Annotated in this window: 15 protein-coding genes; 8 read left to right on the top strand and 7 right to left on the bottom strand. The window is 51.6% G+C overall.

Features of this window, described 5'->3' with window-relative positions; translation table 11 throughout:
• Positions 1 to 175 precede the first annotated feature (175 nt).
• Positions 176 to 4,069, top strand: a complete 3,894-nt coding sequence (gene hrpA / locus N7387_RS15700; RefSeq protein WP_279800223.1) for an ATP-dependent RNA helicase HrpA — start codon at positions 176 to 178, stop codon at positions 4,067 to 4,069.
• Between the two features lie 252 nt (positions 4,070 to 4,321).
• Here hrpA and N7387_RS15695 read toward each other — a convergent pair whose 3' ends face one another.
• Positions 4,322 to 5,713, bottom strand: coding sequence for an amino acid permease (locus tag N7387_RS15695; RefSeq protein ID WP_262882563.1), 1,392 nt, complete (start codon positions 5,711 to 5,713; stop codon positions 4,322 to 4,324).
• Positions 5,714 to 5,977: 264 nt separating this feature from the next.
• On the bottom strand, positions 5,978 to 6,934 hold the full coding sequence (gene ydgH / locus N7387_RS15690) for a DUF1471 family protein YdgH (RefSeq protein ID WP_262882564.1): 957 nt from the start codon (positions 6,932 to 6,934) through the stop codon (positions 5,978 to 5,980).
• A 392-nt stretch (positions 6,935 to 7,326) separates the two neighbouring features.
• Here ydgH and pntA point away from each other — a divergent pair, with 392 nt between their 5' ends.
• The 3 genes from pntA (at position 7,327) to N7387_RS15675 (ending at position 10,776) form a co-directional block, all read left to right on the top strand.
• Positions 7,327 to 8,856 (top strand): Re/Si-specific NAD(P)(+) transhydrogenase subunit alpha, encoded by a 1,530-nt coding sequence (gene pntA, locus N7387_RS15685; RefSeq protein WP_279800181.1) that lies wholly within the window; start codon positions 7,327 to 7,329, stop codon positions 8,854 to 8,856.
• 5 nt (positions 8,857 to 8,861) lie between these two features.
• A complete protein-coding gene (gene pntB / locus N7387_RS15680; RefSeq protein ID WP_045138870.1) occupies positions 8,862 to 10,253 on the top strand; it encodes a Re/Si-specific NAD(P)(+) transhydrogenase subunit beta in 1,392 nt (463 codons plus the stop codon).
• A gap of 79 nt (positions 10,254 to 10,332) precedes the next feature.
• On the top strand, positions 10,333 to 10,776 hold the full coding sequence (locus N7387_RS15675) for a hypothetical protein (protein WP_262859199.1): 444 nt from the start codon (positions 10,333 to 10,335) through the stop codon (positions 10,774 to 10,776).
• Positions 10,777 to 10,834: 58 nt separating this feature from the next.
• Here N7387_RS15675 and uspE read toward each other — a convergent pair whose 3' ends face one another.
• Positions 10,835 to 11,782, bottom strand: coding sequence for a universal stress protein UspE (gene uspE, locus N7387_RS15670; RefSeq protein ID WP_262859198.1), 948 nt, complete (start codon positions 11,780 to 11,782; stop codon positions 10,835 to 10,837).
• A gap of 143 nt (positions 11,783 to 11,925) precedes the next feature.
• A complete protein-coding gene (locus tag N7387_RS15665; RefSeq protein WP_004237544.1) occupies positions 11,926 to 12,684 on the bottom strand; it encodes an FNR family transcription factor in 759 nt (252 codons plus the stop codon).
• A 495-nt stretch (positions 12,685 to 13,179) separates the two neighbouring features.
• Between N7387_RS15665 and N7387_RS15660 the strand changes: the two genes are divergently transcribed.
• Positions 13,180 to 14,190, top strand: coding sequence for an NAD(P)H-quinone oxidoreductase (locus tag N7387_RS15660; protein WP_274369428.1), 1,011 nt, complete (start codon positions 13,180 to 13,182; stop codon positions 14,188 to 14,190).
• A gap of 277 nt (positions 14,191 to 14,467) precedes the next feature.
• Here N7387_RS15660 and N7387_RS15655 read toward each other — a convergent pair whose 3' ends face one another.
• The gene (locus N7387_RS15655) at positions 14,468 to 14,761 is read right to left on the bottom strand and encodes a hypothetical protein (protein ID WP_279800176.1); all 294 of its coding nucleotides are present in this window, start codon (positions 14,759 to 14,761) and stop codon (positions 14,468 to 14,470) included.
• On the opposite strand from N7387_RS15655, the gene N7387_RS15650 reads away from it, so the two are divergent.
• A complete protein-coding gene (locus N7387_RS15650) occupies positions 14,741 to 15,232 on the top strand; it encodes a PadR family transcriptional regulator (RefSeq protein WP_279800175.1) in 492 nt (163 codons plus the stop codon). The two genes, N7387_RS15655 and N7387_RS15650, sit on opposite strands and share 21 nt — an antisense overlap.
• 1 nt (position 15,233) lies before the next feature.
• Positions 15,234 to 15,398 carry a hypothetical protein gene (locus tag N7387_RS15645; protein WP_004237547.1) on the top strand — a complete coding sequence of 55 codons (165 nt, stop codon included), beginning with the start codon at positions 15,234 to 15,236 and terminating at the stop codon, positions 15,396 to 15,398.
• Between the two features lie 33 nt (positions 15,399 to 15,431).
• Here the strand turns inward: N7387_RS15645 and N7387_RS15640 are convergent, their stop codons facing one another.
• Entirely contained in the window at positions 15,432 to 16,604 is a 1,173-nt protein-coding gene (locus tag N7387_RS15640) for a pyridoxal phosphate-dependent aminotransferase (protein WP_279800172.1), read from the bottom strand.
• A gap of 50 nt (positions 16,605 to 16,654) precedes the next feature.
• Positions 16,655 to 18,271, bottom strand: coding sequence for a maltose/glucose-specific PTS transporter subunit IIBC (malX, locus tag N7387_RS15635; RefSeq protein WP_025153248.1), 1,617 nt, complete (start codon positions 18,269 to 18,271; stop codon positions 16,655 to 16,657).
• A gap of 195 nt (positions 18,272 to 18,466) precedes the next feature.
• Between malX and malI the strand changes: the two genes are divergently transcribed.
• Positions 18,467 to 19,495 carry a Mal regulon transcriptional regulator MalI gene (gene malI, locus N7387_RS15630; RefSeq protein ID WP_279800169.1) on the top strand — a complete coding sequence of 343 codons (1,029 nt, stop codon included), beginning with the start codon at positions 18,467 to 18,469 and terminating at the stop codon, positions 19,493 to 19,495.
• The last annotated feature ends 137 nt before the right edge of the window (positions 19,496 to 19,632 follow it).

The raw sequence follows: 19,632 nt of genomic DNA, 5'->3' as shown, positions 1-19,632 counted from the left end.
TAAATTCGGCGCATAACATCAAAAAATCTGACCATAGCCGGATACGGCAAGTTTAATCAGGATGTGCAGTGTGTGTTACTCCGAAAACGGGATAACAATGACAGAGGGGAGACCCGCCGCACAAAAAGCCAAACCGTACAGACGGCACAAAATTACCGACCAGAAGGACAGCAAGGTGAATTCCCTTCTTAATGAATTAAAACAGTTAATCCCCCATTTATCGCTGCGGGAGCAGCATCAGTTCCGCAAACGGCTGGCGGGGGTGGCGAAGATCCGCAACCCGGAATCGCAGCAGAAGGTGCTGGCAGGGTTACAGGATGAGATGCTGCGCGGTATTACCCGCACAGAGCTGCGTATTGCCAACCGGCCGGAGATTACCTATCCGGATAATCTGCCGGTCTCACAGAAGCGTGAAGCGATTTATAACGCGATCCGTGATAATCAGGTGGTGATCATTGCGGGGGAAACCGGATCCGGGAAAACTACGCAGATCCCGAAAATCTGTCTGGAGCTGGGACGCGGTATCACCGGGTTTATCGGCCATACCCAGCCGCGCCGTCTGGCAGCGCGGACTGTGGCTTCCCGTATTGCGGATGAGCTGAAAGTCCCGCTTGGCGGTGCTGTCGGTTATAAAGTCCGTTTTAGTGATCAGGTCAGTGATAATTCGCTGGTTAAGCTGATGACGGACGGGATCCTGCTGGCAGAGTTACAGCAGGACAAGCTGCTGCTGCAATATGACACCATTATCATCGATGAAGCGCATGAACGCAGTCTGAATATCGATTTTATCCTTGGCTATCTGCGTCAGCTGCTGCCGAAACGTCCGGATCTGAAAGTGATCATCACCTCCGCGACCATTGATCCGGAGCGGTTTTCCCGTCATTTCGGTAATGCACCGATTATTGAAGTCTCCGGGCGTACCTATCCGGTGGAAGTCCGTTATCGTCCTGTGATGGGTGAAGAGAATGACTCGGATCGTGACCTGACTCAGGGCATTCTGGATGCGGTGCATGAGCTGGGACGGGAAAGTGCCGGGGATATTCTTATCTTTATGAGCGGAGAGCGGGAGATCCGTGAAACCGCCGATGCGCTGAATAAAGCCGATTTGCGCCATACCGAAGTGCTGCCGTTGTTTGCCCGTCTTTCCAACAGCGAACAGAACCGGATTTTTCAGCCCCACACCGGGCGGCGTATCGTGCTGGCGACCAACGTGGCGGAAACATCACTGACCGTTCCGGGCATCAAATATGTGATTGATACCGGGTTTGCCCGTGTCAGCCGCTACAGTTACCGGACAAAAGTTCAGCGCCTGCCGATAGAACCGATTTCACAGGCCTCGGCAAACCAGCGGAAAGGGCGTTGCGGCCGTGTTTCTGACGGGATCTGCATCCGCCTCTATTCTGAGGATGATTTCCTGTCACGACCGGAATTTACCGACCCGGAAATTCTGCGTACCAACCTGGCCTCCGTTATTCTGCAGATGACCGCGATCGGGTTGGGGGATATCGCTGCCTTCCCGTTTGTGGAAGCGCCGGACAAACGCAATATTCAGGATGGCGTCAAACTGCTGGAAGAGCTGGGTGCTATCGATGGTAAAACCTCCGCTGAAGGGCATTATCATCTGACACAAACCGGCCGCCAGCTGGCAAAACTGCCGATTGACCCTCGTCTGGCGCGGATGGTGCTGGAAGCCCGTAACCACGGCGCGGTACGGGAAACCATGGTGATCGCTGCTGCTCTCTCCATCCAGGATCCCCGTGAGCGTCCGCTGGAGAAACAGCAGGCATCGGATGAAAAACACCGACGCTTTGCGGATAAAGAATCTGACTTTATTGCCTTTGTTAATCTGTGGAACTACCTGAAAGAGCAGCAGAAAGTATTATCCAACTCGCAGCTGCGCAAACAGTGTCGTCAGGAGTTTCTTAACTATCTGCGGATCCGCGAATGGCAGGATGTGTATACCCAGCTGCGTCAGGTGGTAAAAGAGCAGGGGATCCCGGTTAACAGCGAACCGGCGGATTATAAAAGTGTCCATCTGTCGCTCCTGAGCGGTCTGCTGTCCCATGTCGGGCAGAAAGACACGGAAAAACAGGAGTTCACCGGGGCGCGCAATGCGCGTTTCTCTGTCTTCCCGGGCTCCGGCTTATTTAAGAAGCCGCCGAAATGGGTCATGGTGGCGGAACTGGTGGAAACCAGCCGGTTATGGGGGCGTATTGCCGCTAAAATCGAACCGGACTGGATAGAGCCGCTGGCACCGCATCTGGTGAAATATCACTATAGCGAGCCGCACTGGGAAAAATCACAGGGTGCGGTGATGGCAACGGAAAAAGTCACGCTCTACGGGCTGCCGGTTGTGGCGGGACGTCCGGTGAATTACGGTAATATCGACCCCGCATTGTGTCGTGAACTCTTTATCCGTCATGCGCTGGTGGAAGGTGACTGGCTGACCCGTCATGCGTTCTTCCGGGAAAACCAGAAACTGCGCAACGAAGTGGAAGAGCTGGAACATAAATCCCGGCGCCGCGATATCCTGGTGGATGACGAAACGCTGTTCAGTTTCTACGATACCCGTCTGCCGCCGGATATTATCTCATCACGGCACTTTGATAACTGGTGGAAACGGGAACGGTTACAAAAACCGGATTTTCTCAATTATGAGAAAAACATGCTGATTCGCTCTGATGCTAATCAGGTGACGGCACAGGATTATCCGAACTACTGGTATCAGGGGGATCTGAAATTCCGCCTGAGTTATCAGTTTGAGCCCGGAACGGAAGCGGATGGCGTGACCGTACATATTCCGCTGCCGGTACTGAATCAGGTCAGTCCGGAAGGGTTTGACTGGCAGATCCCGGGACTGCGTGAAGAACTGGTTATCGCACTTATCAAATCGTTGCCGAAACCGGTACGCCGTAATTTTGTGCCTGCACCAAACTATGCGGGCGCATTTATGGAGCGGGTGCCTGAGCCGCAGGGCGCGCTGCTGGATGCGCTGGAGCGGGAACTGCGCCGTATGACCGGTGTTACCGTTGATCGTGAATCCTGGCAGTTGGATCAGATCCCGTCACATCTGAAGATCACCTTCCGTATCACGGGGGATAAACAGAAAAAACTGGCGGAAGGTTACGATCTGGAAGCGCTGAAACTGAGCCTGAAAGCGCAGGTACAACAGACACTGTCCGATGTGGTCGATGACGGTATCGAACAAAGCGGTGCCCATATCTGGCGTTTCGGCGACATTCCCGGCTGTTATGAGCAAAAACGCGGTGGTTATGCGGTTAAAGCATATCCGGCGCTGGTGGATGAAAAACAGAGTGTCGGCATTAAGGTTTTTGAAACGGAATTCGAGCAGCAACTGGCGATGCAGGCGGGAACACGGCGTTTGCTGTTGCTGAATATTCCGTCGCCGATCAAATATCTGCATGAGAAATTACCGAACAAAGCCAAGCTGGGACTGTATTTTAACCCGTACGGCAAAGTGCTGGATCTGATTGATGACTGTATCGCCTGTGGTATCGACAAGCTGATCGCACAATACGGCGGCGTGGTCTGGCAGGAGGATAAATTCGCGCAGTTACAGGAATTTGTCCGGGCTGAGCTGAATGAAACCGTTGTCGGTATCGCGAAGCTGGTGGAGCAAATCCTGACCACCACATTTGCTATTAATAAACGCCTGAAAGGGCGGATTGATATGCAGATGGCGTTTGCCCTCTCTGACATCAAAGCACAAATGAGCGGTCTGGTTTTCCCGGGTTTTGTGACGGCGCACGGCTGGCAGCGTCTGCCGGATATCCTGCGCTATTTACAGGGGATAGAGCGGCGCATCGAAAAACTGGTATCTGACGTTAACCGCGACAGGGCGAACATGAGTAAAATCGAGCATGTTCAGAACCTGTGGAAGCAGTGGCAGGGTAAATTGTCACCGGTGGAGAAACGCAGACCGGAAGCGGAGGCGGTGCGCTGGATGATAGAAGAGTTGCGTATCAGTCTGTTTGCCCAGCAATTGGGGACACCGTATCCGGTTTCCGATAAACGGATTATTCAGGCAATGGAACAAATCAGCGGGTAAAGTGCCGTTTTTACGGTATACTGTTTATTTATCCAGTGTCGGTGATTATAGTAACAAACGGGCATATCATCGCCCGTTTTCTTTTGCCCTTTTTTTGTGCCTTTATCTTTTTAGTTACAACATGCAGTTTGTTTTTATCCACGTACTCTGCAGGAAGCAATGAAGTCTGTTTGTGTTTAGCAGCGAAAATTGGCGGGATGCGGGGGAGGTGATAAAAAAGCCGGTCAGTGACCGGCTCCTGTTATCAGATTTTCAGCGCACCAGATACCAGAGTGCGGGAACTGCTGCTATCAGCAGGGCAGCAATAATGCTCCATTCGATAAAATGCAGTGTGGTTTTTATCTCACGGTTTTTCAGGGCATACAAAAATACCAGAATACCCGGTGCATACAGCACAACGGACAGCATCAGATTGATAATGCCGGATGCATAAATCAGCCATAAGCCATACAGGGCTGCGATCATGCCAACACCGAGCAGTGCCGGTTTTTTCATTCTCAGGGCGGTTTTTACCAGGAATGCACCGACCAGGAAATAAGGCACCAGAATCATTTCAGAAGCAATGGTCAGCAGCGTATTATAATTACTGCCGCTGAGCCAGATCAGCACCAGTGCCAGCTGTACCGCACCGTTAGTCATCCATAAAGAGGAGGATGGGGCATTATTCGCATTCTGTTTTTTAAACGGTGACGGGAAAGAGCCATGCAATGCGGCAATAAACGGCACTTCGGCAGCCATAATTGTCCAGCTCAGATACGCACCGCAGACTGAAATAATCAGACCTGCTGCGATAATAATCTCGCCGCTGCCGCCAATAAGGTTCACCATCAGTGTTGCCATCGACGGATTACGCATTTCTGCCAGTTCAGGACGGGCAACCACCCCCATTGACAGCAGGGTAACCAGGATATAAATCGTCAGTGCGGAAATCACCGCCATCATGGTCGCCAGACCGACATCTTTACGGCGGCGGGCACGGGCGGAAACCACAACGGCACCTTCAATCCCGATAAACACCCACAGGGTGATCAGCATGGTATCTTTCACCTGCTGCCACACCGGCACACCGAGATCCACACCGGTGAAATCCAGATGGAAAGTATCCCAGCGGAACGCGATCACCGCCAGCACGATAAACAGGCCGAGCGGCACCAGTTTGGCGAACGTTGCCAGCTTGTTGATACCGGCGGCAGTCTGTACCCCGCGCAGCACCAGACAATGCACAAACCACAGCAGAACAGATTCACCAATCAGCGCCTGCCAGGTATTTCCGTCACCGAAAACAATGTTACCCGGGGTATCCGTAAAAAAGCTGAACGCCGCAAACACAATCACCAGATAGGAGACGTTGGCGATCACCGCACATAACCAGTATCCCCAGGCGGAGCAAAAACCAATCAGCTCTCCGAAACCGTCTTTGGCATAGGTAAAGATGCCGCCGTCGAGATCCGGACGCAACCGGGAGAGCAGCAGCAGGGCGAAAGCCAGAAAGAGGATACCGACACCGGTAATTGACCAGCCGATAATAAGTGCAGCCGGACTGGCCACTTCGGCCATATTCTGCGGGAGACTAAACACACCGGCACCGACCATAGAACTGAGCACTAAAGCGGTGAGCGCGGTTAAACTGAGTTTCTTATCCAAAAGACCTTCCCGGTAAATCTGATGCGGTAAGCAGGGGATTCATGCAGTCAATCTGACTGAATACGCAAAAATTGGCGCTGATTGTACGGATACGCGGCGGGATATGCAATGTTTAATCATGCATTAATTGCATTATATTATGCATATTTACTGTTTATCAGAATGACAGCAGAAGAATGTAGTGAAAGTGTTAATACCACAGCGGGAAGCCATAAAAAAAGCGTATCTGAGATACGCTTTTTCCGGTGAACTGTCAGGCGGTGATTATTTAAATAAGTCGGCGCTGATAGTCACGTTACCGCCGCTGGACTGCCACTGGCGGGTGATATGGTAATATTTCGCCCCTTTGGCTGCCGCACGTTTAGCGACCTGATAAGAGACTTCCGGTGACGTGGTGTAGTAACCGGTGAAGGTCACGCTGTCAAACGGCGCCATAACAGCGGCTGATGCTTTGTTCAGTTCCTGAACCTGGGTGCCGTCCGGCAGCGTGACGGTATAACGACCGCTGCGGGAGGACTGAGTTTCAAAGAAACGGCCGACATTATTACCGGCGGTATCAGTGGAAGAGGCTACGCCCGGGATTTCAACCTGTTTGGCGGCTTCGCCACCGGCAGCCAGTGCGGCACGACCGGCATCTGAATCCGCAGGGATCAGCGCTTCTTCTGTCTGCAGTACACGTTTTGGTGCATCCGCTTTATAGACATAGGCAGTGACCAGCTGGTTGCCGCCATCGTTGGTGAAAATATTACGGACGATAAAGAAAGAGGCCGCACCTTTTTTCACTGCTTCTTTGGCGATAGCATCGTTCAGGTCAGGGCTGTTGGCAAAAAAACCGCTGACAGTGACGGTATCAAACGGCTGAAGGCCGATAGCATCTTTCTCAGGTAATTCATTAATACCACGGAACTGGCGGTAGCCTTTTTTCTCGGCCGGCGGTGCATCACGGTGGTAAACATCCGCAACAACGCGCATATTGCCATTGTTGTTCAGATCATCGAGGCTCTGGATATAGAAAGCATCGGCACCCATTTTGTCTGCTTTACGCGAAACGGCAGCTGCGGCTTCATAAATAGCATTAAAACGCCCTGTAACTGCAATCCGCTCAAATGGCTGGTACTGAGCGGCCTGTTCCGGTGTTAATTCCTGTGCCGCCTGAGCGGGGAGCAGACTGGTAAATGAAAAAAACATCGCAGATGCGATGACCGTTGTTTTCAGCTTCATACAAAATCCTTCCGCCTTGCGCAATTAATATTCATAACGTGCTGAACCTGTAAATTTTATATCCTGGCCGCACAATTATGACATGTATTTGTGCTTGTTGTCGCTTTAATTTATCGTGCAATCTAACGACTGTTAATCATACAGCTATTTTTACCATAAATTTATGCAATCATAGTCATTTATCGGCAAAAAATTTTTCCTCCCGGATAAATGCCGTTTTAATTTCATCCGGCAAACAAATTAGATGGATCGATATCACATTTTTCAGTAGCTTATTAGGACATATCGGATAAAAGGGTGCTTTTGATCTGAATTTGTGCAGTTGGTTGTTTTTTTACGCACATGTCCGACCAATCATCCGTAAAATACTTGAGCTTATATAAGGGAACATTATGCGTATTGGTGTACCAAAAGAGCGACAGTCCAGTGAAACCCGGGTCGCCGCCACGCCGGCAACAGTAATACAACTGAAAAAACTCGGATTTGATGTGGCTGTTGAAACAGGAGCCGGTCATCTTGCCAGTTTTGATGACAACGCTTACCGCGAAGCCGGTGCTGATATTGTCAGCACACAGGAAGCCTGGCAGTCTGACCTTATTTTTAAAGTGAATGCCCCTCAGGATGATGAAATTCCGCTGATGAAGGCGGGCAGTTCACTGGTCAGTTTTATCTGGCCGGCCCAGAACCCGCAGCTGCTGGAAAAACTGGCGGCGCAGGGTGTCAACGTATTCGCGATGGATTCTGTACCGCGTATCTCACGCGCCCAGTCGCTGGACGCACTGAGTTCGATGGCCAATATCGCCGGTTACCGTGCGATTGTGGAAGCCGCCAACGCCTTCGGCCGTTTCTTCACCGGGCAGATCACCGCCGCCGGTAAAGTACCGCCTGCCAAAGTGCTGGTGATCGGCGCCGGTGTTGCCGGTCTGGCCGCCATCGGTGCGGCGGGTAGCCTCGGGGCTATTGTCCGTGCTTTTGATACCCGTCCTGAAGTAAAAGATCAGGTTAAAAGTATGGGTGCCGAATTCCTCGAACTCGATTTCGAAGAAAATGCAGGCAGCGGTGACGGTTACGCGAAAGTCATGTCGGAGGCCTTTATTAAGGCTGAGATGGCACTGTTTGCCGATCAGGCGAAAGAAGTGGATATTATTGTCACTACCGCGCTGATCCCGGGTAAACCGGCACCGAAACTCATCACCAGAGAAATGGTGGAGTCGATGAAATCAGGCAGCGTAATTGTTGACCTGGCGGCTCAGAACGGCGGTAACTGTGAACTGACGGTACCGGGTGAAATCCACACCACAGAAAACGGTGTCAAAATCATCGGTTACACCGACCTGGCAGCACGCCTTGCCACCCAGTCATCCCAGCTTTACGGCACCAACCTGGTGAACCTGATGAAGCTGATGTGTAAAGAGAAAGACGGGCAGATCAACATCGATTTTGATGATGTGGTGATCCGTGGTCTGACGGTAGTGAAAGCCGGTGAAATCACCTGGCCTGCACCACCGATTCAGGTATCCGCTCAGCCACAGGCAAAACCGGCCGCTGTGAAAGCAGAGAAAAAACCGGAAAAACCGATGTCACCGTGGCTGAAATACGGCCTGATGGCACTGGCATTTATCCTGTTCTCCTGGCTGGCGAATGTGGCTCCGCCGGAATTCTTATCCCACTTTACCGTGTTCGCACTCTCCTGTGTGGTCGGCTATTACGTGGTCTGGAATGTCAGCCATGCACTGCATACCCCGCTGATGGCGGTGACCAACGCAATCTCGGGGATTATCGTTGTCGGCGCACTGCTGCAAATCGGCAGCGGCGGCTGGGTGACATTCTTCTCCTTTATTGCGGTACTGATTGCCAGTATCAATATTTTCGGCGGATTCACCGTCACACAGCGTATGCTTAAAATGTTTCGTAAGGGGTAATGAATATGTCGGGCGGAGTCGTTACAGCGGCATATATTGTTGCCGCAATCTTATTTATTTTCAGTCTGGCCGGGTTATCCCGCCATGAAACCTCACAACGGGGTAACCTGCTGGGTATTACCGGTATGGCTATCGCGCTGGTTGCCACCATCTTCGGGCCGTATTCTGCTAATATCGGCTGGATTATTGTTGCCATGGTGATTGGTGCGGTGATCGGTATTCGTCTGGCACGTAAAGTCGAAATGACCGAAATGCCGGAGCTGGTTGCTGTTCTGCACAGCTTTGTGGGTCTGGCAGCGGTACTGGTCGGTTTCAACAGCTATATGGATCACGACCAGGCACTGACCTCTGCGGTGATGAATAACATTCACCTGACAGAAGTGTTCCTCGGTATCTTTATCGGGGCGGTGACTTTCACCGGTTCTATTGTTGCTTACGGCAAATTATGCGGGAAATTGTCCTCCAAACCGCTGATGCTGCCTAACCGCCACAAACTGAACCTGGCGGCACTGGTGGTGTCCTTCCTGCTGTTATGGACCTTTGTCAAAACGGACAGCACCGGCTTACAGGTCTTCACCCTGATCCTGATGACCGTGATTGCACTGGCCTTCGGCTGGCACCTCGTCGCCTCTATCGGCGGTGCGGACATGCCGGTCGTGGTCTCCATGCTGAACTCCTATTCCGGATGGGCAGCAGCAGCAGCGGGCTTTATGCTCAGCAACGACCTGCTGATTGTCACCGGTGCGCTGGTCGGTTCTTCCGGTGCGATCCTGTCTTACATTATGTGTAAGGCGATGAACCGTTCCTTTATCAGCGTGATTGCCGGCGGTTTCGGTACTGACGGCACTGCATCATCCGGTGATGAAGAGCAGGGCGAGCACCGCGAAATCAGTGCGGAAGATGTGGCGGAGATGCTCAAAGGGGCAAGTTCCGTTATCATCACCCCGGGCTACGGTATGGCGGTTGCCCAGGCTCAGTATCCGGTTCATGATATCACCCAGAAACTGCGTGATAAGGGCATCGAAGTCCGTTTTGGTATCCATCCGGTTGCCGGTCGTCTGCCGGGACACATGAACGTCCTGCTGGCTGAAGCAAAAGTGCCTTACGATATCGTACTGGAAATGGATGAAATCAATGATGATTTCAAAGACACTGATGTGGTACTGGTGATCGGCGCGAACGACACCGTTAACCCTGCGGCACTGGAAGATCCGAACAGCCCGATTGCCGGGATGCCGGTTCTGGAAGTATGGAAAGCGCAGAACGTGATTGTCTTTAAACGTTCGATGAATACCGGTTATGCCGGGGTTCAGAACCCGCTGTTCTTCAAAGAAAACACCCAGATGCTGTTTGGCGATGCCAAAGCCAGCTGTGACGCCATTCTGCGCGCACTGTAATCCGGGTAAAAAAAGCATAAGATGCACAAGGCGGGTAAATGTATTACCCGCTTTTTTTTCACTCAGAGGGTTCAGATTAATGAAAAAAATAATGGCCGTTTCACTCTTTCTCTTTTCTGCCTCCGCATTAGCCATTCCGAATATCTGGACATCCGGTTTCGGTCAGGGGTTTATTGAGTACGGGATCAGTAATGACACCGGTGTGACTGTTGTTGTCGCCTGTAATGTCGGGGCGGACCCGGAGGATTATGAAAATTCAATCGATCACAGTATTGCTATTTCCGCCGGAGATCATGAAGTGGAAGGGCAGATTGAATTTCTGATCGACGACGAAGCGTATTTTGTACCGGACAGCACCAAGAACCGTGCCGGTGCTGCGGCCTGGACCAATCTGACGGAAGCGCTCAGTAAAGCCACAGAGTTTAAGGTTTATTCCGATAATAACGTGGTCGGTGAATTTAAACCGAATAAGAAGAACGTGAAAAAAGTGCTCGGTGACGGGATGTGTGCGCCGTTGTTCTGATTATCGCAGAACGCGAAGAAAATTCCCGCAGATGCCGTGGCCTCTGCGGGAGACAGAATTAATCATCTTCACTGGTATCGATCGGACAAACAAAACCGTCCGGTTTCACCGCCAGCAAATCACACTTCAGGTGGTCGATAACATGCTCTGCGGTATTACCGAGGAACGCGGCAGAAATACCGGTCCGGCCGATAATACCCAGCACCACCACCCCGGCATTCAGTTCACCGCACACTTCCGGGATCACTTTCTCCGGTAATCCCTCATAAACGTGGGTGTACTCCTCGCCGATGGCGAATTGCTGGCGCAGCTCTTTCATGGCGATAAGATGCTGACCGCGCAGTGCGTTGTTGTAAGTATTCGGGTCAAAATCCGGTAATTCGATAGCGATATTGATAGGCGCTACCGGATAAGCACTGACCAGATGGATAGCCGGGTCTTTCACAATCCGTTTTGCGAGATCCTGTGTCAGTGACACCAGTTTGAGATTCAGCGCGTCATGGTAGGATTCTTCATTGGACAGATTCACACCGACCACCACAGAACCCTGTTCCGGCCAGACTTTATCCTTAACCATCCAGACCGGACACGGACATTTGCGCAGAAGCTGCCAGTCCAGCGGGGTGAAAATCAGAGACTCAAATTTATCATTCTGATGTGCCATTTTCAGCAGCAGATCATGACCACCACTGACAACTTCCCTGATAATCGCCTCATAAGGCCGGTTATGCCATACCACTTTCACGTCGATATCGATACCGGCTTCCAGATAATAACGCGCCTGCTGTTTGATCCACGCGCAACGCTGAGCAATCACGCCTTTGCGCATGGCATCCCGTTCTTCGGGGGACAACAGGGTGGTCATATCGTATGACAGATCATAGATAGGTAAGAAAGCTTTGATGCGTCCGCCATTGCGTTGCACGATATATACCGCACGCCGTAATGCCGGCTGATCATCCTGATTGGGGTCTATTGCAACTAAGAGGTTCTGATATTCAGACATTCATCTCTCCTCGCGGGGCTGGATACGTATCTATAAAGATAAACCAAACGGGAGCAGTAATGTAGGAAATATTCGCACCAGACCGAAATTAACCGGTCTGATGCGTTTTACGGCAGGCAAAAATGCTGCCGGGAGGAGAATGATTAATCCTGCGGCAGTGCAGGTACTTTACCAGCCAGTGCCGCCAGCTGTTCCATATCTTCGATGGTGATATATTTGCCTTTTACCGCCAGCATTCCGCTTTTCTGGAAACGCCCCAGCAGACGGCTGATAGTCTCGACCGTCAGGCCCAGATAGTTACCGATATCACCACGGGTCATGGTCAGACGGAATTCCCGCGGGGAAAAACCGCGCTGCGCAAAACGGCGGGACAGGTTATAAATAAAGGCCGCCAGACGCTCTTCGGCATTCTTTTTGGAGAGCAGCAGGATCATTTCCTGATCGCCTTTGATTTCACCGCTCATCAGGCGCATCATCTGCTGACGCAGATTCGGCATTTTACCGGACAGGTCATCCAGGGTCTCATACGGAATTTCACAAACCATGGAGGTTTCCAGCGCCTGAGCGAAACTCGGATGCTCGGTATTGATAATGGCATCAAAGCCGACGAGGTCACCGGCAAGATGGAAACCGGTGATCTGCTCATCGCCTTCTTCGGTGATGGTGTAGCTTTTGATGGTCCCGGAGCGGATTGCATACAGTGATTTCAGCTCATCTCCGGCTTTAAACAGTGCCTGACCCTTCTGGATAGGCTTTTTACGCTCGATAATATTGTCGAGCTGATCCAGTTCATGCTCATTGAGCGTGAACGGAATACAAAGCTGGCTGATGCTGCAATCCTGGCAGTGGATCGCGCAGCCACCTGATTGAATTCTACGTACTACACGTTTTTCCGGGATCATAGGCTTGCTCTTGAAATAATATTGATTTGAATCAATTTTATCACAGACTACCAAAAGTGGTAAGTAGTCTGAGTTTAAATATCGTCATACCGGGCTGAAAACAGGGGCATAATATTGACATATTATGCTTTTTCCGTGATGTCATAATGTGAATTATTTGATTAAACTCTCAATAATCCGGTTTAAAATAACAGAGCGGGGGAATGCAGGTCAATTTCCTGCTTATCAGCCTGTTAATAAGCCGGTTAAATATGAATAATGCGTTCTTTCCGCGTTATAAAGTAGTGTGATACATTAAAAACCGTCACAAATAAATAACGAAAAAACCAAAATTCCGGCCGGATAAAAAATATAAAAAGCAGTGGCCGGATATAATACACCGTCATAAACATGCAGTGCTATCTTTGATAAGCTGCATTATGCTGAAACCGTAACTTGCCTGACTCGTCATAAAACGACAGGTATTACAAAACCGGGACTGTTTAAGGAAAAGTAATGATGTCATATGCATTACCTGAATCAATGATGGCAATTGATATAACCCGGCACGGTGGCCCTGACGTATTACAGGCAATTGAGATGCCGTTGCCGAAGGTACAGGGAGAATACCTGCTGGTTAAGGTGGCAGCCGCCGGTGTTAACCGGCCTGACGTATTTCAGCGTCAGGGCAGTTATCCGCCGCCGCCGGATGCCTCCCCGATTCCGGGGCTGGAAATCGCGGGCGACGTTGTGGCAGTCGGGGAGGACTGCAAACGCCGTCAGATCGGCGATAAAGTGTGCGCACTGGTTGCAGGCGGGGGATATGCGGAATATTGCCTGGTTCATGACAGCATCGCGTTGCCGCTGGAAAACCTGAGTTACACCGAAGCGGCAGCCATTCCGGAAAACTTCTTCACCGTATGGGCGAACGTCTTCCAGACCGGCAAACTGCAGAGTGAAGAGAGTGTGCTTATTCACGGTGGTACCTCCGGTATCGGCAGCGTGGCGATTATGCTGGCGAAAGCCTTTGGTGCCACGGTATACACCACCGTCGGCAGCAGTGAAAAAGCAGAGCTTGCCCGGCAACTGGGTGCTGATCACGTCATTAATTACCGCGAAGATGATTTTGCCCGGATTATTCCGGAACTGACCGGCGGGCAGGGCGTGAATATGGTTGTTGACCTTATCGGTGGTGATTATGTCAGCAAAAACTATGAGGTTGCAGCCAAAGGCGGGCGGATTATCCAGATTGGCCTGATGCGCGGTAATCCGCAGAATCTTAATCTGATGCCGCTGATGGTAAAACGCCTGCTGCATACCGGCTCAACACTGCGCGCCCGGACACCGGAAGAGAAAGCGGTTATTGCCCGTGATCTGGCCCATAAAGTCTGGCCGCTGTTGCGGGCAGGAAAGGTCAAACCGCTGGTCAACTATACCTTTAATCTGGCGGATGCGGCAAAAGCCCACCAGCTGATGGAATCCGGCGATTTAACCGGAAAAATTGTTCTGATTAATCCTGACTTCTGATTTTCGTCCTTTATACCTGCACTGTCAGTGTGTTTCGCACCATTTGCTGATAGTGCAGGTCACTTCCTGCTATACTGCGATAGTGATAATCATTCCCGTTAAAAGACAAATCGTGCTGTTTTAGATATATCTAATTTGATCTTTTTATTCCGGGAGGCTATAGTCGTTCCTGATGGCAAAACAGATATATCTAAAAACTGATTTTGCGGATTTTCACTCTATATCACAAAAGGAATTTACTATGTTTCTTCATGCATTACGCCATCGTGCCTGTGACTCACAGGAAGGGCGTCAGCGCCGCGGCGGCCATGGCGGCCGTCACGGGGAACGCCACGGACAAGACGGGCACTGTTGTCACGGTGAACATCATGGTCACGGCGAACACCGCAGTCATTGCTGCCATGGGGACCACCATGGACACGGCGAACACCGCAGTCATTGCTGCCATGGGGACCACCATGGACACGGCGAACATCACGAACACGGCTGTCACGGCGATCATCATGAGCACCACGAAGGCCACGGTCGTCACCGCGGTCGCGGGAAAGGCTTGCGCCGTCTGCTTGATCATGGTGACCTGCGTATTATGATGCTGGCGAATCTTAACCAGAAACCGAGCCACGGTTATGAGTTAATCAAATCCATCGGTCAGCTGACTTCCGGCCTCTATACACCGAGTCCGGGCGTGATTTACCCGACACTGACCCTGCTTGAAGATCAGCAGCTGATTGTCGCGGAAAACACCGGTAACGGCCGTAAAAGTTACAGCCTGACACCGGAAGGTAAAATGCATCTGGAAGAGAACACCGATGTTCTGGAACAGATTGCACAACGCCTGCAGGAAACCAAATCTTTCCGCCGCGGTTCACTGTTATCCGATGAAATCGAACAGGCGCTGGGGAATTTACGGGCACTGTTGCGCCATAAACTGGTCACCAGTGAACTTGACGAAACCAAGCTCGGGCAGATCGCGGATATTCTTAATGATGCCGTCCGGAAAATAGAAGCAGTTAACGACGCACTCAGCAAAGAAGGGGAATAATATGGCGGAAAACACCACCTCCGGGAAGATCCCGCCGGAAAAACCGGTTCAGGATGAAAAACAGGAAGCGGTGAACACCGGCAGACCCGCAGATAAGTCGTGTCCCAGCTTACCGTTTTCCTATTTACGCCGCGCCTTGCGCAATAAGGTCGGCAAACACGAATAACCGGGGCGCATAATGCGCCCGGGTCGTGAAAAATCAGCGTGATTTCAGCGCGTGAATTAATTTATCCATGCCTGCGGCGAGTTTATCACGCGGGCATCCGGCATTGAGACGCAAAAATCCGCGACCTTCCTCTCCGTAGGTATATCCCGGCATGATCGCCACTTTTTCCCGTGTGATAAGATCATGTTGCAGGGCATTATCGTCAATATTCAGCGGATTCAGATCTATCCACGCCAGATAGGTGGATTCCGGTACCTGCCAGTTCAGCTGCGGAAGTTCCGCATCCAGCCGCTGTTTTATATAGTCCAGATTAGCAAAGAGATAATCACGCAGTTCATCCAGCCACGGCGCACCTTCCCGGTAGGCCGCGATATGGGCGATAACCGCCAGCACGGCGGGGGAAGAGAGCCCGTCACAGGCTTTCAGCTGATGAAAATAGGCTTCACGGGAGGCGGTATCTGAAATCAGCCCGTAAGCGCCGGTCAGTGCCGGGATATTGAAGGATTTGGATGCTGAGGTGAATAACGCCCATTCCCCGCGCCCGGTTTCAGACCACGGTGTGTGCTGATGCGGCGCACGGCACAGATCCATATGAATTTCATCACTGATCACCCGCACATTATGCCGCTCGCACAATTCTGCCATGGTGGTCAGTTCTTCGCGGGTCCAGACTTTCCCGGTCGGATTATGCGGACTGCACAGCAGCAGAATCCGCGTCTCCGGTTTCGCAAGCAGGGATCCCAGCGCATCCATATCGCACCACCAGCCGTCTGTTGTTTTTTGCAGCGGGCAGGGAACGACGGTGCGCTGATTGCCGGTGATCGTTTTATAAAATGCGTCATACGCCGGGGTATGCACCACCACACCGTCACCGGGCTGTGACCACAGGCGGATCATCTGACTGACCATGTAAATTACCGACGGCCCGTACACCAGCGCCTGAGTATCAATCTGCGCCTGAAAACGGGATGAAAACCAGTGTGCAACAGCGCTGAGAAAATCGTGGTGCTGCCAGCGGCTGTAGCCGAACACGCCGTGTGCGGTGCGCTCTGAAATCGCTTTCAGGATCACCGGCGCGGTGACGAAATCCATATCTGAGATAGTAAAAGGCAGTAAATCCGCCTGACTAAAGCGATCCTGCACATAATCCCATTGCGTACAGTAAGTGCCGTGGCGGTCAACAGGGACAGAAAAAAGAGAGGACATAGTTTCTCCGGAAAGAAAAACCGCACTGTCAGGCAGTGCGGTGTGGGTTATCAGGCGTTTTGAGGTTCCGGCTGAGCGGAATCAGGCACGGATTTCATCAGCTTTTCCAGTTCATCTTTGACAGACTGAACCTGCGGGCCGATAACCACCTGTAAGTTATGTTCATTCAGATGGACAACCCCGATCGCCCGCAATGCTTTGAGCTGCGCGTCATCCACTTTGCTCATGTCCTGCACGGACATCCGCAGACGGGTGATACAGTTATCCAGTGAAATAATGTTTTCTTTACCGCCCAGCGCCGCCAGAATAGCCGGAACATCATAGCCGGATTTCCCTGCTGAACTGCCGGTTGCCGGTGCGCTTTCTTTGGTGTCTGTATCGCGGCCCGGCGTTTTGATATTGAAGCGGGTAATGGCGAAACGGAAAATCGCATAGTAAGAAGCGAACCAGATAAAGGCCACCACCGGCACCATATACCACTTGGTCTGGATGCCGTGGAGGATCCCGAAGACCACAAAGTCAATCAGGTTACCATCGGTGTTACCGATAGTGACACCGGTAATCGCCATCACGGTAAAGCCCAGCCCGGTCAGAATTGCGTGGATCAGATACAGGAACGGTGCGACAAACAGGAACAGGAATTCCAGCGGTTCTGTTGTGCCGCCGATAACACAGGCGACCACCCCGGAAATCAGTAATCCCTTAATTTTATGACGATTTTCAGGGTGAGCACAGTGATACATCGCTAATGCAGCCCCCGGCAGGCCGCCGAGAAACGCCGGCATTTTACCCTGAGACAGGAACTGAGTAGCGCTGGCTGAAAAACCCTGCGTTTCCGGGCAGGAAAGTTGTGCCTGGAAAATGGTCAGTGCGCCGTTAACGGTATTACCGCACACTTCCATGGTACCGCCCGCTTCAGTAAAACGGATCAGCGCCACCAGGATGTGGTGCAGACCAAACGGCAGTAACAGCCGTTCACCGGAGCCGAAAATCATCGGTCCGAAAGCACCGGCGCTCTGAATCAGCTTACCTAATCCGTTGATACCCATAGCAAACCACGGCCAGATCAGCGGAACCAGCAGGCCGCACAGGCCAAGTACCAGAGTCGTGATAATCGGTACAAAACGGGTACCGCCGAAGAACGCCAGGGCATCCGGCAGACGGATGGTATTGAAGCGTTCATGCAGCATATACACAATAATACCGACGATAACCGCACCGAGGATCCCGCTGTCGATAGACTGAATTCCCAGCACATCACGGATGTTATGAGCCTTCAGAATCGCCGGGTCCGTGGTCGGTAAAATATCGGCGGCAGTGAGGTAGAAGTTAGTGGCGAGGTTAAACACCGCAAAGCCGACAAACCCGGCAAATGCAGCCACGCCTTTGTTTTCACGCGCCAGCCCCAGCGGAATGGCGATAGCAAACATGACCGGCAGAAAACTGAAGGCAAATGAGCCGATTTTGCTCATCCAGGTGAACAGTAACTGGAAAGCGGTATGATCCAGAAACGGCAGCAGTGTCAGTACATCGCGGCTGCTGAGGGAACTGCCGATGCCGAGGATGATCCCGCAGAACGAGAGCAGCGCGACAGGCAGCATAAAGGTTTTGCCCAGTCCCTGGAAAAACTCCCAGAGCGTGACTTTTTGTTTTGGTTGGCTACTCATACGGTATCCTGTAAATGTCAGTGTGGTGTTGTGAAGGTAAAATAAGATAAAACGTTTTACCAAATTATAATAGTTGCCCGATCACAAAAAATAAACATGACGCAGTAACCATATTTCAGAAATAGATAAAACGTTTTATCGGATTTTGTGTAAAATCCCGTGCAGTATCCTGAGCATAAGGAAGTATCCGGCGTTATGAATCTCAGAAAAGTCACGATAGTTGATGTGGCGCAGCAGGCAGGGGTATCCGTGACCACGGTATCACTGGTACTCAGCGGAAAAGGGCGGATCTCGCGGAAAACCGCGGATAAAGTCAACGCGGCAATTGAAGAACTGGGGTATGTCCGTAATCAGCAGGCTGCCACATTGCGGGATAATATCTCCAATGTGATTGGCCTGATTGTCAAAGATATTACCGAACCGTTTTATGCGGAAGTCGCCGCCGGTGTCAGTGAATATGCGGAAACACAGGGCAAACAGGTCTTTCTGACCCAGTGCGGCAATTCCGCCGCCGGATTTGCCCGCTCGCTGGACAGCCTGATCCGCTACGGCGTGGACGGTGTGATTGTCGGCGGCGGAAAATTTCTCACCAATGACGTGGTTGAGCGGGTAAATCATTATCAGATCCCGATGGTGTGCGCGGCCCGGGCCAGTGAGTTCTCCGGTATTGATGTTGTCCGCCCGGACAATGCCTCTGCCGCCAGAATGGCAACGGAATACCTGATCAAAAACGGTCACCGCCAAATTGCCTATTTCGGCGGGGAAAGTGACTCTCTCACCCGCGCTGAACGGGTCGGTGGTTACTGCTCGACACTGGTGCAGTTCGGGTTACCGTTCCGCACCGAATGGATAGTGGAAACGGATAACAAGCAGCAGAATATCATCCGCCGGGTATCTGAATTTATGTATCAGTATCCCAAAGTCAGTGCGATTGTCTGCCACAACACCGGCACGGCGCTGGGCGCGTATTTTGCCGCCCTGAGTACCGGTAACACGGTCAGACAGGGAGATAACGAAAGTTATTTCACCCAGGAAATCGCCCTCGTGGGGTTTGATGATATCGGCAGTGAAGCACTGTATGACATCCCGGTGGCCTTTATCACCCAGCCGTCGCGGGATATCGGCCGCAGTGCCGCAACCCGCCTGCTGCGGCGTATTGGTGGTGATAGTTCGCCGCCTGCAAGCGTGACACTGTCACCCGGTTTCTCACAGCTTAACGGATAATGATATCGCTGCGGACTAACATATAACCCCGGCAAAGCGTAGTGCGTTTTATGCGCTGCGGCAGATAAAATGTAAAAACGCGATCAGCGATACAAAACCGGCACTGCTGCTCGCGTAACCTGTTGTTCCTGTTATGA

Source organism: Morganella sp. GD04133, from assembly GCF_029835375.1.
Taxonomy (GTDB): domain Bacteria; phylum Pseudomonadota; class Gammaproteobacteria; order Enterobacterales; family Enterobacteriaceae; genus Morganella; species Morganella morganii_B.
Note: the sequence above shows the minus strand (reverse complement) of the source record. Positions and strands in the feature narration are given on the sequence as shown.